This is a genomic window from Telluribacter roseus, assembly GCF_017355915.2.
In the GTDB taxonomy this organism is placed as follows: Bacteria; Bacteroidota; Bacteroidia; order Cytophagales; family Spirosomataceae; genus Telluribacter.
Window position 1 is genome coordinate 18197 of the sequence record NZ_JAFEUV020000010.1, and the last position, 17740, is coordinate 35936.

Here is a 17740-nt window from a genome sequence, read left to right on the forward strand (position 1 = left end):
TAGAATGAGTAAAACTATATCGAACCCTCGTCCTCATTTTGATGACATTTTTATGGAGTTAGCCAAAAATCTGGCTAATCGTTCGCATTGTATCAAAGCGCAGGTAGGAGCGGTGCTGGCCAAGGATACCCGTATTATTTCCATCGGCTACAACGGTCCTCCCGCCGGTACGCATAACTGTGATGAGGAGTTTCCCGAAACCGGCTGTCCCCGTGATTCCAAGGGGAGCTGTTCGCTCGCTCTGCACGCCGAGCAGAATGCTATCCTGTATGCCGTAAAAAATGGATCGAATATCGAAGGGGCTACCTTATATGTAACACTGGCGCCCTGCATTTCGTGCGCCCGAGTTATATACACGATGAAGATCCAGAAAGTTCTCTATCTGGACTCGTACGCGGCGTACAAAGGCATTGGCGTTGAGGAAGGTGTGGAGTTTTTGAGGCGGTTTGGCGTAGAGGTGGAGCAGTATGGCGTAGGTGCCACGGGGCTGGTACTATAAGCCCAAAAAGAAAAGCGTTTGGACCTTTCCAAACGCTTTCGTATACAGCATCCGACGAGGCCAGGACTAGTGGTGAACTCCTCCCTGACCGTGCACGTGGCCATGGTTCAGTTCATCAGGCGTAGCATCCCGTACGGCTACTACTTTCCCCTCAAAATGCATGGTCTTACCGGCCAGCGGATGGTTGAAATCCATGATGACATTCTCATCCGTAACCCGTACTACCTGGCCCTGTAGGCGATCTCCTTCTTCGTTGGTCATAGGTACTATGTTACCAATAGCCAGAAGCTCTTCCTCGTTGATGTCATCCATCTTGAAGATTTCCTTCGGGATCTCTACTACGGCATTGGGATCAAATTCCCCATAGCCTTCTTCGGGATCAATGGTAAAGTTGAATGTGTCGCCGTCAGCTAAGCCCTGAAGATTGTCCTCAAAGCCCTCGGGCAGGCCACTCATTCCGAATATAAAGTACATAGGATCTGATTCATCCACGACTTCCACTACGTCCATGTCATCCCCCTCTTCCGGAATACTCAGACTATATGTTACCGCTACGACTTTATTTTTCTCAATTTTCATTGGCATCTTAGGTTTAAAAAGTTGTTGAATGATTGTAGTTATGAGTTTTTTTATACCAGTTGTATGCTACAAACGTACGGCTATTTATTTCTAAATACCTTATTTAATGAACTTTCTAGCGCATTTGATGCTGTCGGGGGACCGGGAGGAGGTGATCATGGGCAACTACGTCGCCGATTTCATCAAGGGAAAACTTACTCCTGAACGAGTAAAAGATTGGTCCGCTGACTATCTACTTGGCGTACGGTTACACCGCTTCATCGACTCCTATACCGACTCTCACGCGGCCGTACGTCAGATACGCCATCAAGTGGCTCTTACCCACGGCAAAGTGGCCGGCGTGGCCGTTGATATTTACTTTGATCACTTTCTGGCCCGCCAGTTTGATCAGTACCGTCAGGAAACGTTGTCAAACTTCTGTGCCAGAATGTACTCCGTGGTCCAAAAGAATCAGCAGCTGATCCCGCAGGCTATGGTACCCATGGCGGAGTCCATGATCCGGTACAACTGGCTGCTCGGCTACCGCGAGATCGCCGGCATTGGCCGGTCTTTCCAGGGGCTGGCCAGCCGGTTTGCCTTTATGGCCGGTATCCGGGGAGCCGAGCAGGATTTAGTGAAGAATTATCTATATTACGAATCCCTTTTTCAACCGTTCTTTGCGGAACTGGAAGAGGTAACGCAACATTTTATTCAGCAGAACCAATAAGTATATCTATTACAAATTATGGCTATCGCGCCGGATGTTATCCTGAAAGAGATCAAGAATAAGCAGTTCAGACCGGTTTATTTCCTGTACGGAGATGAGCCTTACTACATAGAAGCCATTGCCGAGGAACTGGAAAAGAGGGTAGTCCCCGAGGCCGAAAAAGGCTTTAATCAGTTTGTGCTGTACGGCAAGGATACCGATCTGGCGGGTGTACTGGGCTATGCTCGGCGCTTTCCGTTTATGGCCGAGCGGCAGCTGGTACTGGTCAAGGAAGCCCATAAGCTAGGAGGCATTGAGCAGAAAGAACAGCTAAGTCGCCTGGAAGACTACGCGCTGAATCCGCTGACCAGTACTACACTGGTATTTTGTTACCAGGCCAATGCTGACGAACGGAAATCATTCCTGAAGGCCATTGCCGGTAAGGGAGCCGTGGTACAGTCCAAGAAGATGTACGACAATAAGCTGCCCGAATGGGTAGCCAGTTACTGCCATGCGCAGGGGGTCAAGATCAGCCCCAAGGCGGTGCAGATGCTGGTAGATAACATCGGGAATGACCTGCAACGGCTGGTCAACGAGATCCAGAAGGTACTTGTCAACCTGAAAATAGGTGAGGGCATTGACGCCGAGCTGGTCGAGAAGTACATCGGGATCAGTAAGGAGTATAATGTATTTGAGTTTCAGAAGGCCCTGCTGCAGCGGGATGTGATCAAAGCCAATCAGATTGTCGCCCATTTTGCCGCCAATCCTAAGGACAATCCCCTGGCCCCGATGCTGATCATCCTGTACGGCTTCTTCAGTAAAGTACTTATTACCCACGCCACCAACGACCGCTCCGAGAAGGGGCTGGGCGCGGTGCTGGGGGTGAATCCGTACTTTGTCAAAGATTATCTGCTGGCTGCCCGCAACTACCCGTTCCCGAAGGTGGCCCACATTATCCACTACCTGCGTACCTGCGACAGCCAGCTCAAAGGAGTGGAAGGTGGTACGGTGAGCGAGGGCGAGCTGCTGAAAGAGCTTGTATTTAAAATTGTACACTAATCAGCATTACGAAGTCCTGCGCCGGTACGCCAGCAGCTGAAACAGCAACGAAACGCCTATAATGGTAACGGTACCCGCACTAAGGCCCACTACCAGCCGGTGCGGGATACTGTCAAACCATTCGTGGGGATTGGTATTCTGCTCCCTCATAAATATAAGCGTGGTACCTACCGATAATATAAACCAGTAGGCTACTTTGCTGATCGTAGTCGGAGGGATGTATGTATCGGCCGGTTCATTGATCTTGAGTAATACCCAAATCAAAGCGACCAGTGCAATGGCAGAGCCAATGTGCTCCAGGAGTGCGTACATGGGCTGCTCTCCGCCCAGTGCAGTATAGGTTTGCTCAAAAAACTGGGGCGCCAGGTGGTATATGCCCAGGTACCCATCCGGATATCCCAGTTTGTCCCAGATAAAATGTGACGCTATACCAATCAAGGATGAGGCAATGAAAGCCAGCCAGTGCTTGCGTAAGTACATGTAGAAATTGAACCCCATAAATCCGCTGAACCGTTTGTCGAACGGTGAAGGCAGATGTGACAGCAGAGGATTCCGGATCAGCAGGTGGTATAAGGCCGCCAGGCCAAAAGTCATCGGCAGATCAAAAAGAAAGATACCAAGAAAAGAATGTCCAAAGTCGTAGTTGCCACTGAAAGACATAAAATACTCAAAGTCGGGCGCCATACTGCCAAATACCAGACCCGTCACCGAAAACCAGGCTGGCTTCCATTTTTGCAGGGGGAGTACTATAGCCGGGTGTGATAATGTAAAGGGCATAATCCTGTATAAAAACTTTATCAGGTGCTACTTACAAAATCTACGCCCGCTGTCGATCGGCAGCGCCGGGTAGCCCATTCTAAGATTTTTGGATTTTCCTGAGTAAGCCGGGGAGGCCATAAGGAGGTTGACAGGTAGCCAAAAACAAAAAACCCTAACTCGTATGAGTTAGGGTCTGGAAGAAGTGTAGCGGGGAGCAGGATCGAACTGCCGACCTCAGGGTTATGAATCCTGCGCTCTAACCATCTGAGCTACCCCGCCGTTCTAATTTTTGACAAAACTAAGGCGAAAAAAATTACGTTGCAAACAATTTTTGCATATTTCGTCTGAGAGACCTAACTTACAAATTCTAGAACAGTCCATGAATGTAGAAAATGGATTTTTAGTAGATGAGGGAGGCGAATGGTAAGCGGTTGATTCTAAGAAAAATGTAGCTTAGCTAGATATAAAAGGCATTATTGAATTCCTAACCAACGAGTCGAATATGGAAAAACACAAATTTGTGGTCGAATACGAATTACGTTCATCTCCCAAGGTACTGTTCCCCTACATTAGTACTGCATCCGGGCTGGAGCAGTGGTTTGCCGAGAAGGTAAAAGTGCTGCCCGATCACCGCTTTGACTTCCACTGGGACGGTGAAAGCCACGTAGCCCGGCAAACCTCCCACCGCCTTAACAAAGCCGTTCGTTACGAATTTGAGAATACTGGAGAGACCGAGTTCGATCTCAACTATATCGAAATGAAGCTCGAAGTGAGCGAACTTACACAATCTACTTACCTTCGTGTCGTTGATTATTCACAAAATGCCGACAATCAAGAACTATTATCCATGTGGAATGGGTTAATAGAGAGCTTAAAGGAAATAGTAGGTAGTTAATGAAAAAGCTGGATAAGCTGGTATTAAAAACATTCTGGGGGCCCTTTGTGGTAACATTGTCGGTGGTGATATTCATCTTCCTGATGCGGATTATGATATTCTACATCGACGAATTTGTGTCAAAAGACGTAGGTCTGTCCGAATACGCCCGCTTGTTTTTCTACTTTACCCTAAGTACCATACCCATAGCCTTGCCCCTGGCGGTGCTGCTCTCGTCCCTGATGGCCTTTGGTAATCTGGGCGAGTTTTTTGAACTGACTGCTATCAAAAGTGCAGGCGTATCTATAGTAAGGGTCATGATGCCCTTGTTTATCGTGGCCTTTTGTATCAGTATCTTCTCTTTTTTCTTTAATGACCGTACCGTTCCCTGGGCTAACTTGAAAGGGTACAGCCTGCTGTACGATATCAAGACAACCAAAGCTACCCTTAAGATCAAGGAGGGAATCTTCTACAACGATCTGCCCGGCTATAGTATTAAGGTGGACGAAAAGCTACCCGATGGAAAAACCATGCGGGGTATGGTCATATATAAGCACGATACCCGCTCCTACGAAAGAGGCAATACGCAAGTCATTCTGGCGGACTCAGGTAGGATGTACACCATCAATAACAATGGCTACCTGGTTATTGAGCTATTCAGCGGCAGCGACTACCAGGAGGTAATCGATGCGACCGGAGCTAACCGATCGGTAGTGTACGGTCCGGCTATGGGAGCCGGAGCTGCTTCGGGGGCTAACTTTGTGCGCAACCGTTTCGATCAGTACAAGCTGGTAGTAAGTCTGGAATCATTTGGGATGCGGCGTACCGATGAGGAGCAGTTTAAGTACCACGAGTTCATGAAGAACATCCAGTCGCTGAACCAGACGGCAGACTCCATCCGTAACGACTACAAGCAAACCCGCGAACGACTGGTGGCCAATAGCCAGCAGTACTTTACCTACCACGCCCGCACCTCGTATACCTATGGCGTCAAGACGGAGGCCGGCAAGTGGATTGATTCTCTTATTGCCAAGCCGGTAGGGGATAGCATCAGGAAGGAGATCCTGACGACGGCCCGCAACTCGGCCCAGAGCATGGCCAGCTTTGCCAAGTCCAATCAGGAGTACCTGCAGAGTAAGCGTAAAGAAGGTAATCGCTACGAACTCGAAAAACACCATAAATATACCCAGGCGCTGTCGTGCCTGGTGATGTTCCTGATCGGTGCGCCGCTCGGAGCTATCATTAAGAAGGGCGGCTTTGGGATGCCGGTACTGATCTCCATCGTATTCTTTATCCTGATGTATGTATTGACCATACAGGGAGACAAGTGGGTGAAAGAAGGCCTCGTAAACGTGTACTTCGGAGCCTGGCTTCCTAACACAGTACTGCTGCTGGCCGGATTGTACTTTATTGACCGGGCCCGCAACGACTCCCGCCTGTTTGAAAAAGACGTGTACCTGATGTTTATCAATAAAATGAAGCGAAGGCTCCAAAAAGGGAAATATCAGGCGACGACGCTTACTTCACAAGAAGCCGAACTGGAGGCGTAATTTTGTACTTTCAGAAGTATTCCGTACCTTTGCGGCTGTTTTAATTTTTATTCACAATTTAATCTGTTGTTACAATCATGTATTTAACCACGGACAAGAAGAAGGAAATCTTCGAAAGCAAAGGGTTCAAGAAAGAAGCTGGTGATACCGGTTCCCCTGAGTCCCAAATTGCATTGTTCACGTACCGGATCAACTATCTGACCGAACACCTCAAAACGCACAAGAAAGACAACGACACGCGTCTGGGGCTACTCAAAATGGTAGGTAAGCGTAGAAGACTATTGGATTATCTGTCAAAGAAAGACATTAATCGCTACCGTGCCATCATTGCTGAGCTGAACATTCGTAAGTAATTCTAGCATAATCAGGGAATTTGCTTTTAAGGTAAATTCCCTGATTTGCGTTAAAAAAGTCCTCTGCTGCTCCTTTACAAATAATATTTTTTTTGGAAGTCCTAACTTTTTCTTCATTAGGCAGATATAATAGGGTATGTAAGGTATATTATATACTTTCTACTTTAAACTAATAGTAATTTATTGAAGTTTAATACAAAGCGGTTATAAAGCGGTTACTCATTCATCTATTCTACATTTATGCAATTTAACGTCATCACAAAGACAATACCACTGCCCGATGGCAGACAAATCACTATTGAAACAGGGAAACTAGCGAAGCAGGCAGACGGCTCGGTAGTAGTACGTTTGGGTAATACCATGCTACTGGCTACTGTAGTTGCCAATAAAGACATTAAAGAAGGGGTTGATTTCCTGCCTCTATCAGTAGATTATCAAGAAAAATTCGCTTCGGCAGGTCGTATTCCCGGTAGCTTCATGCGCCGTGAGGGTAAGCTTTCTGACCACGAAGTACTGGTTAGCCGTCTAGTGGACCGCGCTATGCGTCCTCTTTTTCCGGACGACTACCACGCCGATATCCAAATTAACATATTCCTGATCTCAGCCGATGCGGAGGCTTTGCCCGATGCCCTGGCTGCCCTGGCTGCTTCAGCGGCTCTGATGGCTTCGGATATACCTTTCAATGGTCCCGTATCAGAAGTACGTGTAGCCAAGATCGATGGTCAGTACATTGTAAATCCCAAGGCTTCTGATCTTAGCAGAGCTACGATCGATCTGATGGTGGGTGCTACCAGCCGGGATATCACCATGGTGGAAGGCGAACTGGAAGAGGCTTCGGAAGAAGAAATCATTGAAGCGCTGAAAGTGGCGCATGAGGCTATCAAGGTTCAGTGTGCCGCACTGAAAGAGTTTGAAGCTGAGGTAGGAAAAACCACAAAGCGTGAGTATCCAGGAGATTTGCAGGATGCGGAGCTGGAAGCCCGTGTACGCTCTTTCTGCTACGACAAAGTATATGCAGTAGCCAAGCAGGGTGGAAGCAAGCAGCAGCGCAAGGAAGGCTTCAAAGCCGTGCTGCAGGAGTTCATGGCGACTATCCAGGAAGGCGAAGAGGTCAATGAGTCTCTGATCAAGCGCTACTTCCATGACCTTGAGTATGATGCAGCCCGTCGTCTGGTACTGGATGAGCGCATCCGTCTGGATGGCCGTCAGCTGGACCAGGTTCGTCCTATTGCCAGTGAAGTAGACTTCCTGCCTAATGCGCATGGTTCGGCACTCTTTACCCGCGGTGAAACTCAGTCGCTGACTACGGTGACTCTGGGAACTAAAATGGACGAGCAGATTGTAGATACTGCAATGAACTACGGTTACAACAAGTTTCTGCTCCATTACAACTTCCCTGGTTTCTCAACCGGTGAAGTAAAACCAAACCGTGGACCCGGACGCAGAGAAGTAGGTCATGGTAACCTGGCTCTGCGTGCGCTTAAGAAAGTATTGCCTCCGGAGGGTGAAAACCCATACACTATTCGTATTGTATCGGATATCCTTGAGTCCAATGGTTCATCTTCAATGGCAACGGTATGTGCCGGTTCGCTGGCTCTGATGGATGCCGGTCTGAAAATAAAAGCTCCGGTATCCGGTATTGCCATGGGATTGATCTCTGATGCTGAGACCGGAAAGTACGCTGTACTATCAGATATCCTCGGAGATGAAGATCACCTGGGTGATATGGACTTCAAAGTTACAGGTACTGCCAATGGTATCACGGCCTGTCAGATGGACATCAAAGTAGATGGTCTTTCGTTTGAAGTACTTACCGAAGCGCTTCTACAGGCCAAAGCAGGTCGTCTGCACATCCTGAACGAAATGAACAAGGCGATCACCGAGCCACGTCCGGATCTGAAGCCTCATACACCACGTGCGGTAGTAATTAAGATCGATCGTGAAATGATTGGCGCGGTTATTGGTCCAGGTGGTAAGGTAGTACAGGATATCCAGAAAGAATCAGGCGCTACTGTATCCATCGAAGAAAAAGATAATGCCGGATTCGTTAGCATTTTCTCAGCTAACAAAGAATCAATGGATAAGGCAGTAGCCCGCGTAAGAGGTATAGTAACTGTGCCCGAAATCGGGGAAGAGTATAACGGTACCGTTAAAACGATCATGCCGTTTGGTGCATTCGTTGAATTCCTGCCCGGCAAAGATGGCTTATTGCATATTTCTGAGATAAAGTGGGAGCGTCTTGAGAATATGGATGGTGTACTCGAAGTTGGCGAAGAGGTGCGAGTGAAGCTTGTTGATGTTGATAAGAAGACTGGAAAATATCGTTTGTCACGCAAGGTTCTTCTTCCAAAGCCGGAGAACAAATAACCCGAAAATATTGTTTTTCTAATACGAATGATTTTAAGGGGTATTACGTTATACACTAAAATTAACAATACTAATAGATGAGACAGCTAAAGATCAGCAAGCAGATTACCAATCGCGAAAGCCAATCGCTCGATAAATACCTGCAGGAGATCGGTAAGGTGGATTTGTTGACACCGGATGAGGAAGTGACGTTGGCTCAGAAAATTCGCGAGGGAGATCAGCTTTCGCTCGAAAGGCTCACCAAGGCAAATCTTCGCTTCGTGGTTTCGGTAGCTAAGCAGTATCAAAACCAGGGCCTTTCGCTAGGTGACTTGATCAACGAGGGAAACCTGGGTCTTATAAAAGCTGCTCAACGTTTTGATGAAACACGCGGTTTTAAGTTTATCTCCTATGCCGTTTGGTGGATTCGTCAGTCTATTCTTCAGGCTTTAGCCGAACAGTCACGGATCGTGCGTCTGCCTCTGAACCGGGTGGGCTCACTCAATAAGATATCAAAGACTTTTTCTGAACTGGAGCAGCGCTTTGAGCGTGAGCCATCCCCTGAGGAACTGGCCGAAGTACTCGAGATTTCTTCTTCGGAAGTAGTTGATACTATGAAGATCTCGGGTCGTCACGTATCCATGGATGCTCCTTTCGTACAAGGTGAGGAGAATAGCCTACTGGACGTACTCGAAAACGATCTGGAAGATAAGCCTGACTCCGGACTGGTAAATGAATCACTGCGTAAAGAAGTACAACGCGCTCTGTCAACGCTGACTCAGCGGGAAGCGGATGTGATCGCTCTGTACTTTGGACTAAACGGTGAGCACGCGATGACGCTTGAGGAGATTGGCGAGAAGTTTAACCTTACCCGTGAGCGCGTACGCCAGATCAAAGAGAAAGCGATCCGTCGTCTGCGTCATGCTTCACGCAGCAAAGCCCTAAAAACATACCTTGGATAATCCCAAAAGGTTTTCCGATTCAATGTTGCAACGTATTTTTGAAAGCCTCTTCTTGTAAGAGGCTTTTTTCTTTGGTCTACTACTCATGGCAGTCTTACAACCCCTTATTGATCTTGTCGCTCTATGTGCCGCGCAGGGCATCCGGCACGCGGTTATATCACCCGGTTCCCGCAGCGCGGCCCTCACCCTGGCATTTGCCCGTAATCCACATATACAGACCCATGTCGTCATGGACGAACGGGCGGCGGGCTTCATAGCCTTGGGGATAGCGCAGCAGGTCAAGGCACCGGTAGCGATTGTATGTACATCGGGTAGCGCCGCCTATAACTTTGCTCCGGCCGTGGTGGAAGCCTACTTTCAGCAGGTACCCCTGCTGGTACTCACGGCGGATCGCCCTAAGGAGTGGATACACCAACAGGATGGCCAGACCATCTACCAGAACGAGATCTACGGCAAGCACGTAAAAAGGTCGTATGAGTTGCCTGCTGACTACAGCCACGCTGATGCCAGGTGGTACATCAATCGCACCGTCAATGAGGCCATACTGGCTTCTATGGCTTTCCCACCGGGGCCTACACATATTAATGTACCCATACGCGAGCCTTTTTACCCCGAAGCCGACGAACGATTTATTCCATCTGCTGATTTGAGAATCGTTACACGACTGCATGCCGAGGCTACACTATCCGTAGAAACCTGGCACGAGTTGCTGAATGAGTGGGACGAGTCGGAGCGGATTTTGATTGCAGGAGGGCAGCATGCAGCCGACGAGGATCTGAACCGGGTACTGAGTCATATTGCCGAAGAGCTTCACGTACCGGTACTGGGCGATGTGATTACGAACCTACAGGGCAATGACTGGCTGATCACCAAGCAGGACCTGTTCCTGGGGCAGAGCTTGGATGAAGATCTGCGTCCTGATCTGCTGATTACCTTCGGGAAATCTTTTATCTCCAAGAATCTCAAGCTATTCCTGAGAGCCAACCCGCCCCTCCGGCACTGGCACATCAGCGAAGAACAAAACCTTATCGATACTTTCCAGACGCTTACGACACACGTGCCCGTAGCGCCGGGGTACTTCTTCCCGAAGCTTTTCGAAGATATAGATTATCAGCGGTTTGTGCAGAACCAGGATGGCGAAACGGATGATGCTTACGCGGAGAAGTGGCTGTGGATGAACCGCAAATCGACCCGCCTGCTCATGGAATATCTACGCCTGCAAACGGAGTTAAATGAGCTTACAGTGTTCGAGAAGACTCTAAGTACCCTTCCGGAGGGGTGTCAGTTGCACGTAGCTAACAGTATGCCGATCCGCTACGTCAATATGCTGGGACTGGAAGGTAAGTCTATCGAAGTGTTTGCTAACCGGGGTACGAGTGGGATAGATGGCTGTGTAAGTACCGCCGTGGGCGCCGCCCTGACCAATCGGGTACCTACTTACCTGATCGTGGGTGATGTGGCCTTCCTGTACGACCGGAACGGACTGCTCCTGGAAGAACTACCCGCTAATCTCAGGATCATAGTCATGAACAACAGCGGAGGCAACATATTCAGGATGATTGACGGCCCGGCACGGCAACCCGAGCTGGAGCAGTACTTCGAAACCCGCCACGCCATGACGGCCGAGCGAACAGCCGCAGATAGCAATATACTATACAGAGGCGTGTGGGCACTGGAAGAGCTGGCCGAAGCCCTTCAGCAACTGGTGGACAGTGAGCAATGCGCTATGCTGGAAGTCTTTACCGACCCCGAAACCAATACACGTATATTCAAAGGGCTGAAAGAGTATATACGGAGCAACTGGTAATTACTGGCAGTATTTCTCCCGGTACTCAATGGCGGTACTGTCTTTAACCAGGCTGCCCCGGCGCCAGATGGCACAGGCTTTGTCGGTCTGGTTCTGGTCGTAGTAGGCTTTGCCCGCGTAAGCGTATAAGTACTCAACGGGCTGCGCCAGATCAAGGGCTTTGTCAAACTGTTCGATGGCCTGTTCCTGCTGCCCGGACCGGGTGTAGTAGATGCCCAGGTTCCGTAGCGCGTAGCCATTCTCAGGCAGCTTTTGTAACGAGCTGGCGATATGTTTGTGGGCTTCTTCCAGTTTATTGGTTTCCAGTAGCACGTACCCCTTATTATTGAGAGCGTAAGGATCTACCGGGTTAAGAGATAGGGCCCGGTCAAAATAGTCCATGGCCTTTTTCCAGTTCTTCTTGCGTGACTCCAGCAGGCCCAGGTTATTCAGGGCTTGCTGCTGCTTAGGGTTCAGCGAGAGCGCTTTTTCAAAATCGCTGCGAGCCTGCTCGTATTCTTTCTGCTCAAAGTATAGAGCCCCCCGGTTAACCAGGGCTTCCACGTGATCCGGCTTCAGGGTCAGCGCCCGGTCAAAATCAGCCAGTGCATTGGCCGTGTTTTTACGGTTAACCATCAGATTCCCCCGTACAATATGAAACTGGGCCGAGTCCTGATAGGATTTGGCTATATAGTTCAGATCATTTTCGGCCGTTTGCAAGTCGCCGGCCAGTATGGCGGCTTCGGCCCGGGTCAGGTACAGCTCCGGAAACTTATTATCGATATTGATGGCTTCCGTCAAAACCTTGAATGCGTCTGCGGGTTTTCCTAACTGTAGCAGGGCAATCCCTTTGTTGAGGTAAGCATCCGAAAACTCCGGATATTTTTCTATGGCTTCATTATAGTAATGAATAGCTGCGTCATAGTTTCTCTTACTGAGCTGTACATTGCCTTTCAGGAAGAAGTTGGAAGCTTCTTCTTTGTTACCACAACCCATTAAAAATATTATAGAAAGTAACAGGAAGGCTACTCCTGAAATAAAACGGTCTCTTTGCATCGGCACTTATTAACTACTTTTGCCTAATTAAACATACTACTAGTTATACTCTATGAGATACATTCATGACATACCCCATCCCCAGTACAAAATTAGTCTTTATCAATGGAACGGAAAGTATATCATAAAGTTTGAGGCAGGGGGCATGTATGAGCAAACCTATAAGCTGGACGAAACGGAGGTCAGCTCCCCAGAAGAGGTACATCAGATCCTGGACGATACGTTTATGGCCCGGGTAACGGAGCGATTTACGGCCATGCACGCTGACTTTGGTGACTCGCTGATCAGAAACGGAATTGTATTCTGACGGGTATCTTTCAATCTACACTTCACTCAGTAAGTGGAAACCGTGAAAATCATTTCTTCCCATACGGTTTTCAGGTGTCTTTCGTTAACTACGTGATAGTACGGAAGAGGGGGAGAAGGAACGGATGGTTTGATACCATTCTGAGTTGGCCTATTTTTGACATTATCTACTACTTATTCTATCAAACTAAGCCCCATGTTATTAAAACGTAGCTTTTACACGCTCGGATTGTGCCTGTGGTTGGGCGTTCTTACCAGTCAGGCCCAGACTACCTTAGGTTACACAGCCCCCGAAGCGCACTACCGAAATGGTCTGGAATTTTTTGAGAAGTCCAATTTCGTAGCGGCCCGGGAGGAATTCAACCAGTTTCTTAAAAAACAGGATAAACTACTAAGTACAAGTGATTACAATACCGTAACGGCCGAGTACTACATAGCCGTGACCGGCCTGTACCTTGACTACCCCGAAGCCGAGGTACAGATAGACCGCTTTGTGCGCAACCACGCCGAGCACCCCAAGGCTCAGCTCATCTTCAGCGACCTGGGACGGTACTACTACGAGGCGGGCGAATACCAGAAGGCCATCACCTATCTGGAGAAAGCTGTCAACAGTGCCAGCAATACCGGCAAGAAGATGGAAGCCAGCTATCGGTTGGCCATGTCTTACTTTAAGACTAACCAGCTAGACCAGGCGCTACCCCTTTTCAACCTGGTCAAGCGGGATGCTAACTTTGAAAATGCCGCCGATGCGTCTTTCTACGCCGGGGTGATCAACTACCGCAAAAACAACTACGAAGAAGCCTACCAGGATTTTCAGCGGGTGGAAAATCATCCTTACTACAAGTCGGAGGCTCCCAACTGGATCGTATCATCACTCTACCAGCTCCAGCGCTACGATCAGCTGCTGACCTACGGCGAGCGGGTACTGAACCAGCAGCAGCGCGGCAACAACAAGCTGGATGATGTGGCGCTGTACGTGGCAGAGGTATACTACGAGAAGGGAGACTATAAAGCCGCGGCCACTGCCTATGAGCGATACAAGCGTATGAAGCAGGGTACTCTGCCACCGGCCGTAGCCCTGCACTATGGTCATTCACTGTTCCGGATGGATAATCATCCCGGAGCCATTGATGCGTTAAAAGGGGTAGCGCCCGGTAAGGACTCCGTAGCTCAGTATGCTTCGTACCTGGTAGGGATCAGCTACCTGAAACAGAACAATCCAAACTTTGCTCTGACGGCTTTTGACAACGCATCACGGCTTACTTTTAATCCAACCGTACGCGAAGAAGCCGCTTTTAACCGCGCCAAAGTTCTTTTGGAGTTGGGAAATAACAACGAGGCAATCAAGGAGTTCAATGACTACCTGACTCGCTATCCGGGCAGCAAACACGAGGAGGAGGTGAACCAGCTGGTGGCCGAAGCTTATTCGGGAGCCAGTAATAACGCTGCGGCCATTACCTACATCGAAGGACTCCGCAACCGCAACGCCAAGATCAACGCTACCTACCAGCGCCTGACCTATAACCAGGGGGTAACGGACTTCAACATGGAGCGGTACGATCAGGCTATTGTTAATTTCAATAAGTCCCTTAAGAATCCCGTAGACGAAGAGATCTCCATAGCGGCCACCTACCAGAAAGCTGAGGCCCTCGCAGCTCAGAAGAAATTCAACGAGGCAGTTGATATATACAATCAGCTGTCCAAAAATTCCAAAGCGGGTATCTACGGACGGAAGAGTCTGTACGCGCTGGGCTACATCTTCTACAACCAGAAGAATTACAGCCGCGCCAATGGCTACTTCAAAGATTTCGTAGCGAATATCCAGGGTATAGATCATGCCGTAGTGGAAGATGCGCACGTAAGACTGGCGGATACGTACCTGGCGGCTAAGAACTACAACGAGGCGATACGTACCTACGAGAAGGTGACAGCCAACGGACGCGTGGATAAGGACTATGCCCTGTACCAGAAAGGACGTGCCTTTATCTACATGAACCGGGAGCAGGACGCCCGGAAGCAGTTTGATCAGCTGATCAGCCAGTACCCCGGCTCACGCTACGTGGATGACGCCCTGTTCCAGATCGCTGACCTCGAGTTCCAGAACAAATCCTACCAGCAGGCTGTACGCTCCTTTACCCGTCTGATCAACGAAAAGCCCAAGAGCTACACCATTCCGGCGGCTCTGCTGCGTCGTGGACAGGCTTACTATAACATACAGGTATACGAGCAGGCAATCAACGATTTTCGTCGCGTACTGAGCGAATATCCGGCTTCCCCATCGGCCAGTAGTGCGCTGGAAGGTATCCAGGAAAGCTTTAACGCGGTTGGTCGTCCGGAGGAGTTTGCCCAGGTACTAAGCATGGTTAGAAAAAATAACCCTGGTAATACTAAGCTGGAAGAGGTAGAGTTTGACAATGCCCGCAACCTGTTCCTGGCTGAGAAGTACCCGGCAGCCGTCAAGGCACTCAATGAATTTATGGATAGCTATCCCAGCAGTAAGTTTATCTACGATGCCAAGTACTATATAGGAGCTGCCTACGACAAAGGCAATGATGTACAGGAAGCCCTGCAGTACTACCGTATGGTTGTGCAGGACAACCGCTCTACCTACGTAGCCACAGCGGCCCAGCGCTCGGCAGAGCTCGAGATAGCCCGCGGTAACTATAGCAATGCGGTAGGCAACTTCAGAGTATTGCTACGTAACGCGGAGAACAAGAAAGAGCAGGCCATCGCCTGGATTGGCCTGATGGATACCTACTACTCCCTCAAGAACTATGACTCTACCATGCACTATGCCCGCGAGGTAGTCAATGTAGGTAACGTAGTACCGGGTGGGGTAGCCAAGGCTCAGCTCTACTATGGTAAAGTACCTTACGCCCGCGGCGACTACCAGAAAGCGGCGGAGGAGTTCAGAAAGGTAGCTACTACCTCAAAGGATGAGTACGGCGCTGAGGCGAAGTACTGGTTGAGTGATATTTTGTTCCGGACGAAGAAGTTCAAGGAAGCAGAGGCTTCTATATTCGAAATGAGTAAACAGTTTGAAGGGTATGATAACTGGCGTGTACGCTCGTTCATTTTGTTGTCGGATGTGTATATGGGTATGAACGAAGTGGCTCAGGCCAAAGCAACTCTGAATTCGATCATTGAGAACTCGGATGATCAGGAGGCGGTGGCCCTGGCAAGGACCAAACTGGACGAAATCAACCGACGCTAACCATCACTCATCCCATTGCTTAAAAAAGACATTATTCATGATGAATACCCCAAATACACTCCGAACTCTAGCCTTACTCATCGTAGCAGGATTTGTAGCCTCTAATGCCAATGCCCAGCAGCGAGGCGAAATAGAAAGCCAGACGTACGAAATCGTAAAGGAAAAAAGCATTGAATTTCCGCAGGCCAACCGCCTGTTTGATAAAGTGCAGCCTATACAGCCTAAGAGCACCGACAAAAAGGTAAATTACGAGTTCCTGGACCCCAGGATTGATGTCTCTATTCCCAAGCTGACTCCCACCGTAGTGGCTTCATCGGACGAAAAGACCCGTCAGGAGCAGCCTGAGCCACTCAACAACTATATCAAACTGGGAGGAGGAAACTACGGCCGCTTCCTGGGGGATGCCTTTGTGAGTACCCGTGCTACCCAGGACCTGGTCTTTACAGCCAAAGCCAGACATCTCTCCGCCGCCACTGGTCCGGTACAGGGTAAGCTTTCGGCCAATGCCAATACCATGGTAGATGTAGGCGCCAAGTACATCCGTAATGCCTTCAAGGTAGAGGGTAACGTCGACTACAACCGCGACAACTACTACTTCTACGGATTCAGACCACAGCCCGACGAGATCGTGATCAACCGCGATAGCATCCGCCAGACGCTGAACCGCTTCGGACTCCAGCTGGCTTTCGAAAATACCGACCCAAGCACTACGGTAGACTACGCGGTACGTACCAGTGTGTACTCACTGAGAGACCGCTACAATGCCTCCGAGATGGATTGGGGTACCAACCTCAATACCTCGCTGCCCATTTCGGAGAAGTTCATAGCCCTTTTTGATGCCGATGCCTACGTATCGCAGCGGGTGGATGCGGAGACTTTCAACCGGAATCTGTTCCGGGTAAAGCCCATGTTCAAGTACGTGGATGAGATGTTTTCGGTAACGGCCGGGGTGAACGCGGTCAACGAAACTGACAACGGCCTCAACATTAACCGGACCCGCGCTTATCCGGTTATCAATCTGGACGTAATACCCGTAAGCGGAATGCACGTGTTTGCCGGCTGGAACGGCGACATTGTCCGTAATACGCTGCGTAGTCTGCTATCAGAAAACCTGTGGCTGGCTCCCAATGTACTGGTCGCTAATACCGAGAAAGCTTCCGAGATCTACGGGGGGGTAAAAGGGGAGCACGATGGCCTCAATTACGAAGGTAGAGTGGCCTATACCAACTACCGCAACTTCTATGTTTTTAACAATTCATACGCCGATACGTCAAAGTTCGCGGTGCTATACGATGGCGTCAATACCCGGGTACTGACCATCTCCGCACAGGCTGGCTACAACTTTAACGAACTCTACAAAACCTCGCTGAAAGCCAACTATTTTGACTACGGTATGGATCGACTGGAAGCGGCCTGGCATCGCCCCAACTTTACGTTAAACTGGTTTAACGCCGTGACCATAAGTAAGAAGTTATTCCTGACTACAGATTTTTATTTATTAACCGGTATTAAAGCAAAAAATTTTCAGACCGGCGAAGCAGTCAAATTGCCTCCCATTGCTGACCTCAATCTGAAGATAGACTACCTGTTAACCAGGAACTTCTCTGCTTTTGTGTCCATTAATAACATACTTGGCAAGCAGTACCAAAGGTACTTGTACTACCCCAATCAGGGACTCAACTTTGTTGGAGGATTATCTTTTTCTTTTTAAC

The 17740-nt window shown here is 49.1% G+C and carries 15 protein-coding genes and 1 tRNA gene; 12 read left to right on the forward strand and 4 right to left on the reverse strand.

The features are described 5' to 3' along the window. Positions 1-4: 4 nt before the first annotated feature. A complete protein-coding gene (locus JTN23_RS17710) occupies positions 5-499 on the forward strand; it encodes a deoxycytidylate deaminase (protein ID WP_247236363.1) in 495 nt (164 codons plus the stop codon). Positions 500-565: 66 nt separating this feature from the next. Here the strand turns inward: JTN23_RS17710 and JTN23_RS17715 are convergent, their stop codons facing one another. Further along, positions 566-1078, reverse strand: a complete 513-nt coding sequence (locus JTN23_RS17715) for an FKBP-type peptidyl-prolyl cis-trans isomerase (protein ID WP_247236364.1) — start codon at positions 1076-1078, stop codon at positions 566-568. A 106-nt stretch (positions 1079-1184) separates the two neighbouring features. Between JTN23_RS17715 and JTN23_RS17720 the strand changes: the two genes are divergently transcribed. Further along, a complete protein-coding gene (locus JTN23_RS17720; protein WP_247236365.1) occupies positions 1185-1784 on the forward strand; it encodes an acyl carrier protein phosphodiesterase in 600 nt (199 codons plus the stop codon). 18 nt (positions 1785-1802) lie between these two features. Next, a complete protein-coding gene (gene holA / locus JTN23_RS17725) occupies positions 1803-2822 on the forward strand; it encodes a DNA polymerase III subunit delta (RefSeq protein ID WP_247236366.1) in 1020 nt (339 codons plus the stop codon). 6 nt (positions 2823-2828) lie between these two features. On the opposite strand, the gene JTN23_RS17730 is transcribed toward holA, so the two are convergent. Together JTN23_RS17730 and JTN23_RS17735 are read right to left on the reverse strand one after the other, a co-directional pair. Further along, positions 2829-3599, reverse strand: a complete 771-nt coding sequence (locus JTN23_RS17730; RefSeq protein WP_247236367.1) for a DUF4184 family protein — start codon at positions 3597-3599, stop codon at positions 2829-2831. Positions 3600-3786: 187 nt separating this feature from the next. Next, positions 3787-3860, reverse strand: a tRNA-Met gene (locus JTN23_RS17735). Between the two features lie 223 nt (positions 3861-4083). On the opposite strand from JTN23_RS17735, the gene JTN23_RS17740 reads away from it, so the two are divergent. The 6 genes from JTN23_RS17740 (at position 4084) to menD (ending at position 11473) form a co-directional block, all read left to right on the forward strand. Then, positions 4084-4476, forward strand: coding sequence for an START-like domain-containing protein (locus tag JTN23_RS17740; RefSeq protein WP_247236368.1), 393 nt, complete (start codon positions 4084-4086; stop codon positions 4474-4476). Further along, complete coding sequence (locus tag JTN23_RS17745; protein ID WP_247236369.1) at positions 4476-6005, forward strand: LptF/LptG family permease; 1530 nt, start codon at positions 4476-4478, stop codon at positions 6003-6005. The genes JTN23_RS17740 and JTN23_RS17745 overlap by 1 nt, the downstream gene beginning before the upstream one ends. 77 nt (positions 6006-6082) lie before the next feature. Further along, a complete protein-coding gene (rpsO, locus tag JTN23_RS17750; protein ID WP_207509978.1) occupies positions 6083-6358 on the forward strand; it encodes a 30S ribosomal protein S15 in 276 nt (91 codons plus the stop codon). Positions 6359-6598: 240 nt separating this feature from the next. After that, positions 6599-8725 (forward strand): polyribonucleotide nucleotidyltransferase, encoded by a 2127-nt coding sequence (pnp, locus tag JTN23_RS17755; RefSeq protein ID WP_247236370.1) that lies wholly within the window; start codon positions 6599-6601, stop codon positions 8723-8725. Positions 8726-8802: 77 nt separating this feature from the next. After that, complete coding sequence (locus JTN23_RS17760; protein WP_207509980.1) at positions 8803-9666, forward strand: sigma-70 family RNA polymerase sigma factor; 864 nt, start codon at positions 8803-8805, stop codon at positions 9664-9666. Positions 9667-9751: 85 nt separating this feature from the next. Beyond that, complete coding sequence (menD, locus tag JTN23_RS17765; protein ID WP_247236371.1) at positions 9752-11473, forward strand: 2-succinyl-5-enolpyruvyl-6-hydroxy-3-cyclohexene-1-carboxylic-acid synthase; 1722 nt, start codon at positions 9752-9754, stop codon at positions 11471-11473. Here the strand turns inward: menD and JTN23_RS17770 are convergent, their stop codons facing one another. Next, positions 11474-12508, reverse strand: a complete 1035-nt coding sequence (locus JTN23_RS17770) for a tetratricopeptide repeat protein (protein ID WP_247236372.1) — start codon at positions 12506-12508, stop codon at positions 11474-11476. It abuts the gene before it with no gap. Between the two features lie 52 nt (positions 12509-12560). Here JTN23_RS17770 and JTN23_RS17775 point away from each other — a divergent pair, with 52 nt between their 5' ends. The 3 genes from JTN23_RS17775 to JTN23_RS17785 all read left to right on the forward strand — a co-directional run bounded on the left by JTN23_RS17775 (position 12561) and on the right by JTN23_RS17785 (position 17739). Further along, on the forward strand, positions 12561-12815 hold the full coding sequence (locus JTN23_RS17775) for a hypothetical protein (RefSeq protein ID WP_247236373.1): 255 nt from the start codon (positions 12561-12563) through the stop codon (positions 12813-12815). A gap of 195 nt (positions 12816-13010) precedes the next feature. Then, a complete protein-coding gene (locus JTN23_RS17780) occupies positions 13011-16028 on the forward strand; it encodes a tetratricopeptide repeat protein (RefSeq protein WP_247236374.1) in 3018 nt (1005 codons plus the stop codon). Positions 16029-16065: 37 nt separating this feature from the next. Next, positions 16066-17739: a porin family protein gene (locus JTN23_RS17785; protein WP_247236375.1), complete on the forward strand. Its 1674-nt coding sequence runs from the start codon at positions 16066-16068 to the stop codon at positions 17737-17739. Position 17740: the final 1 nt, after the last annotated feature.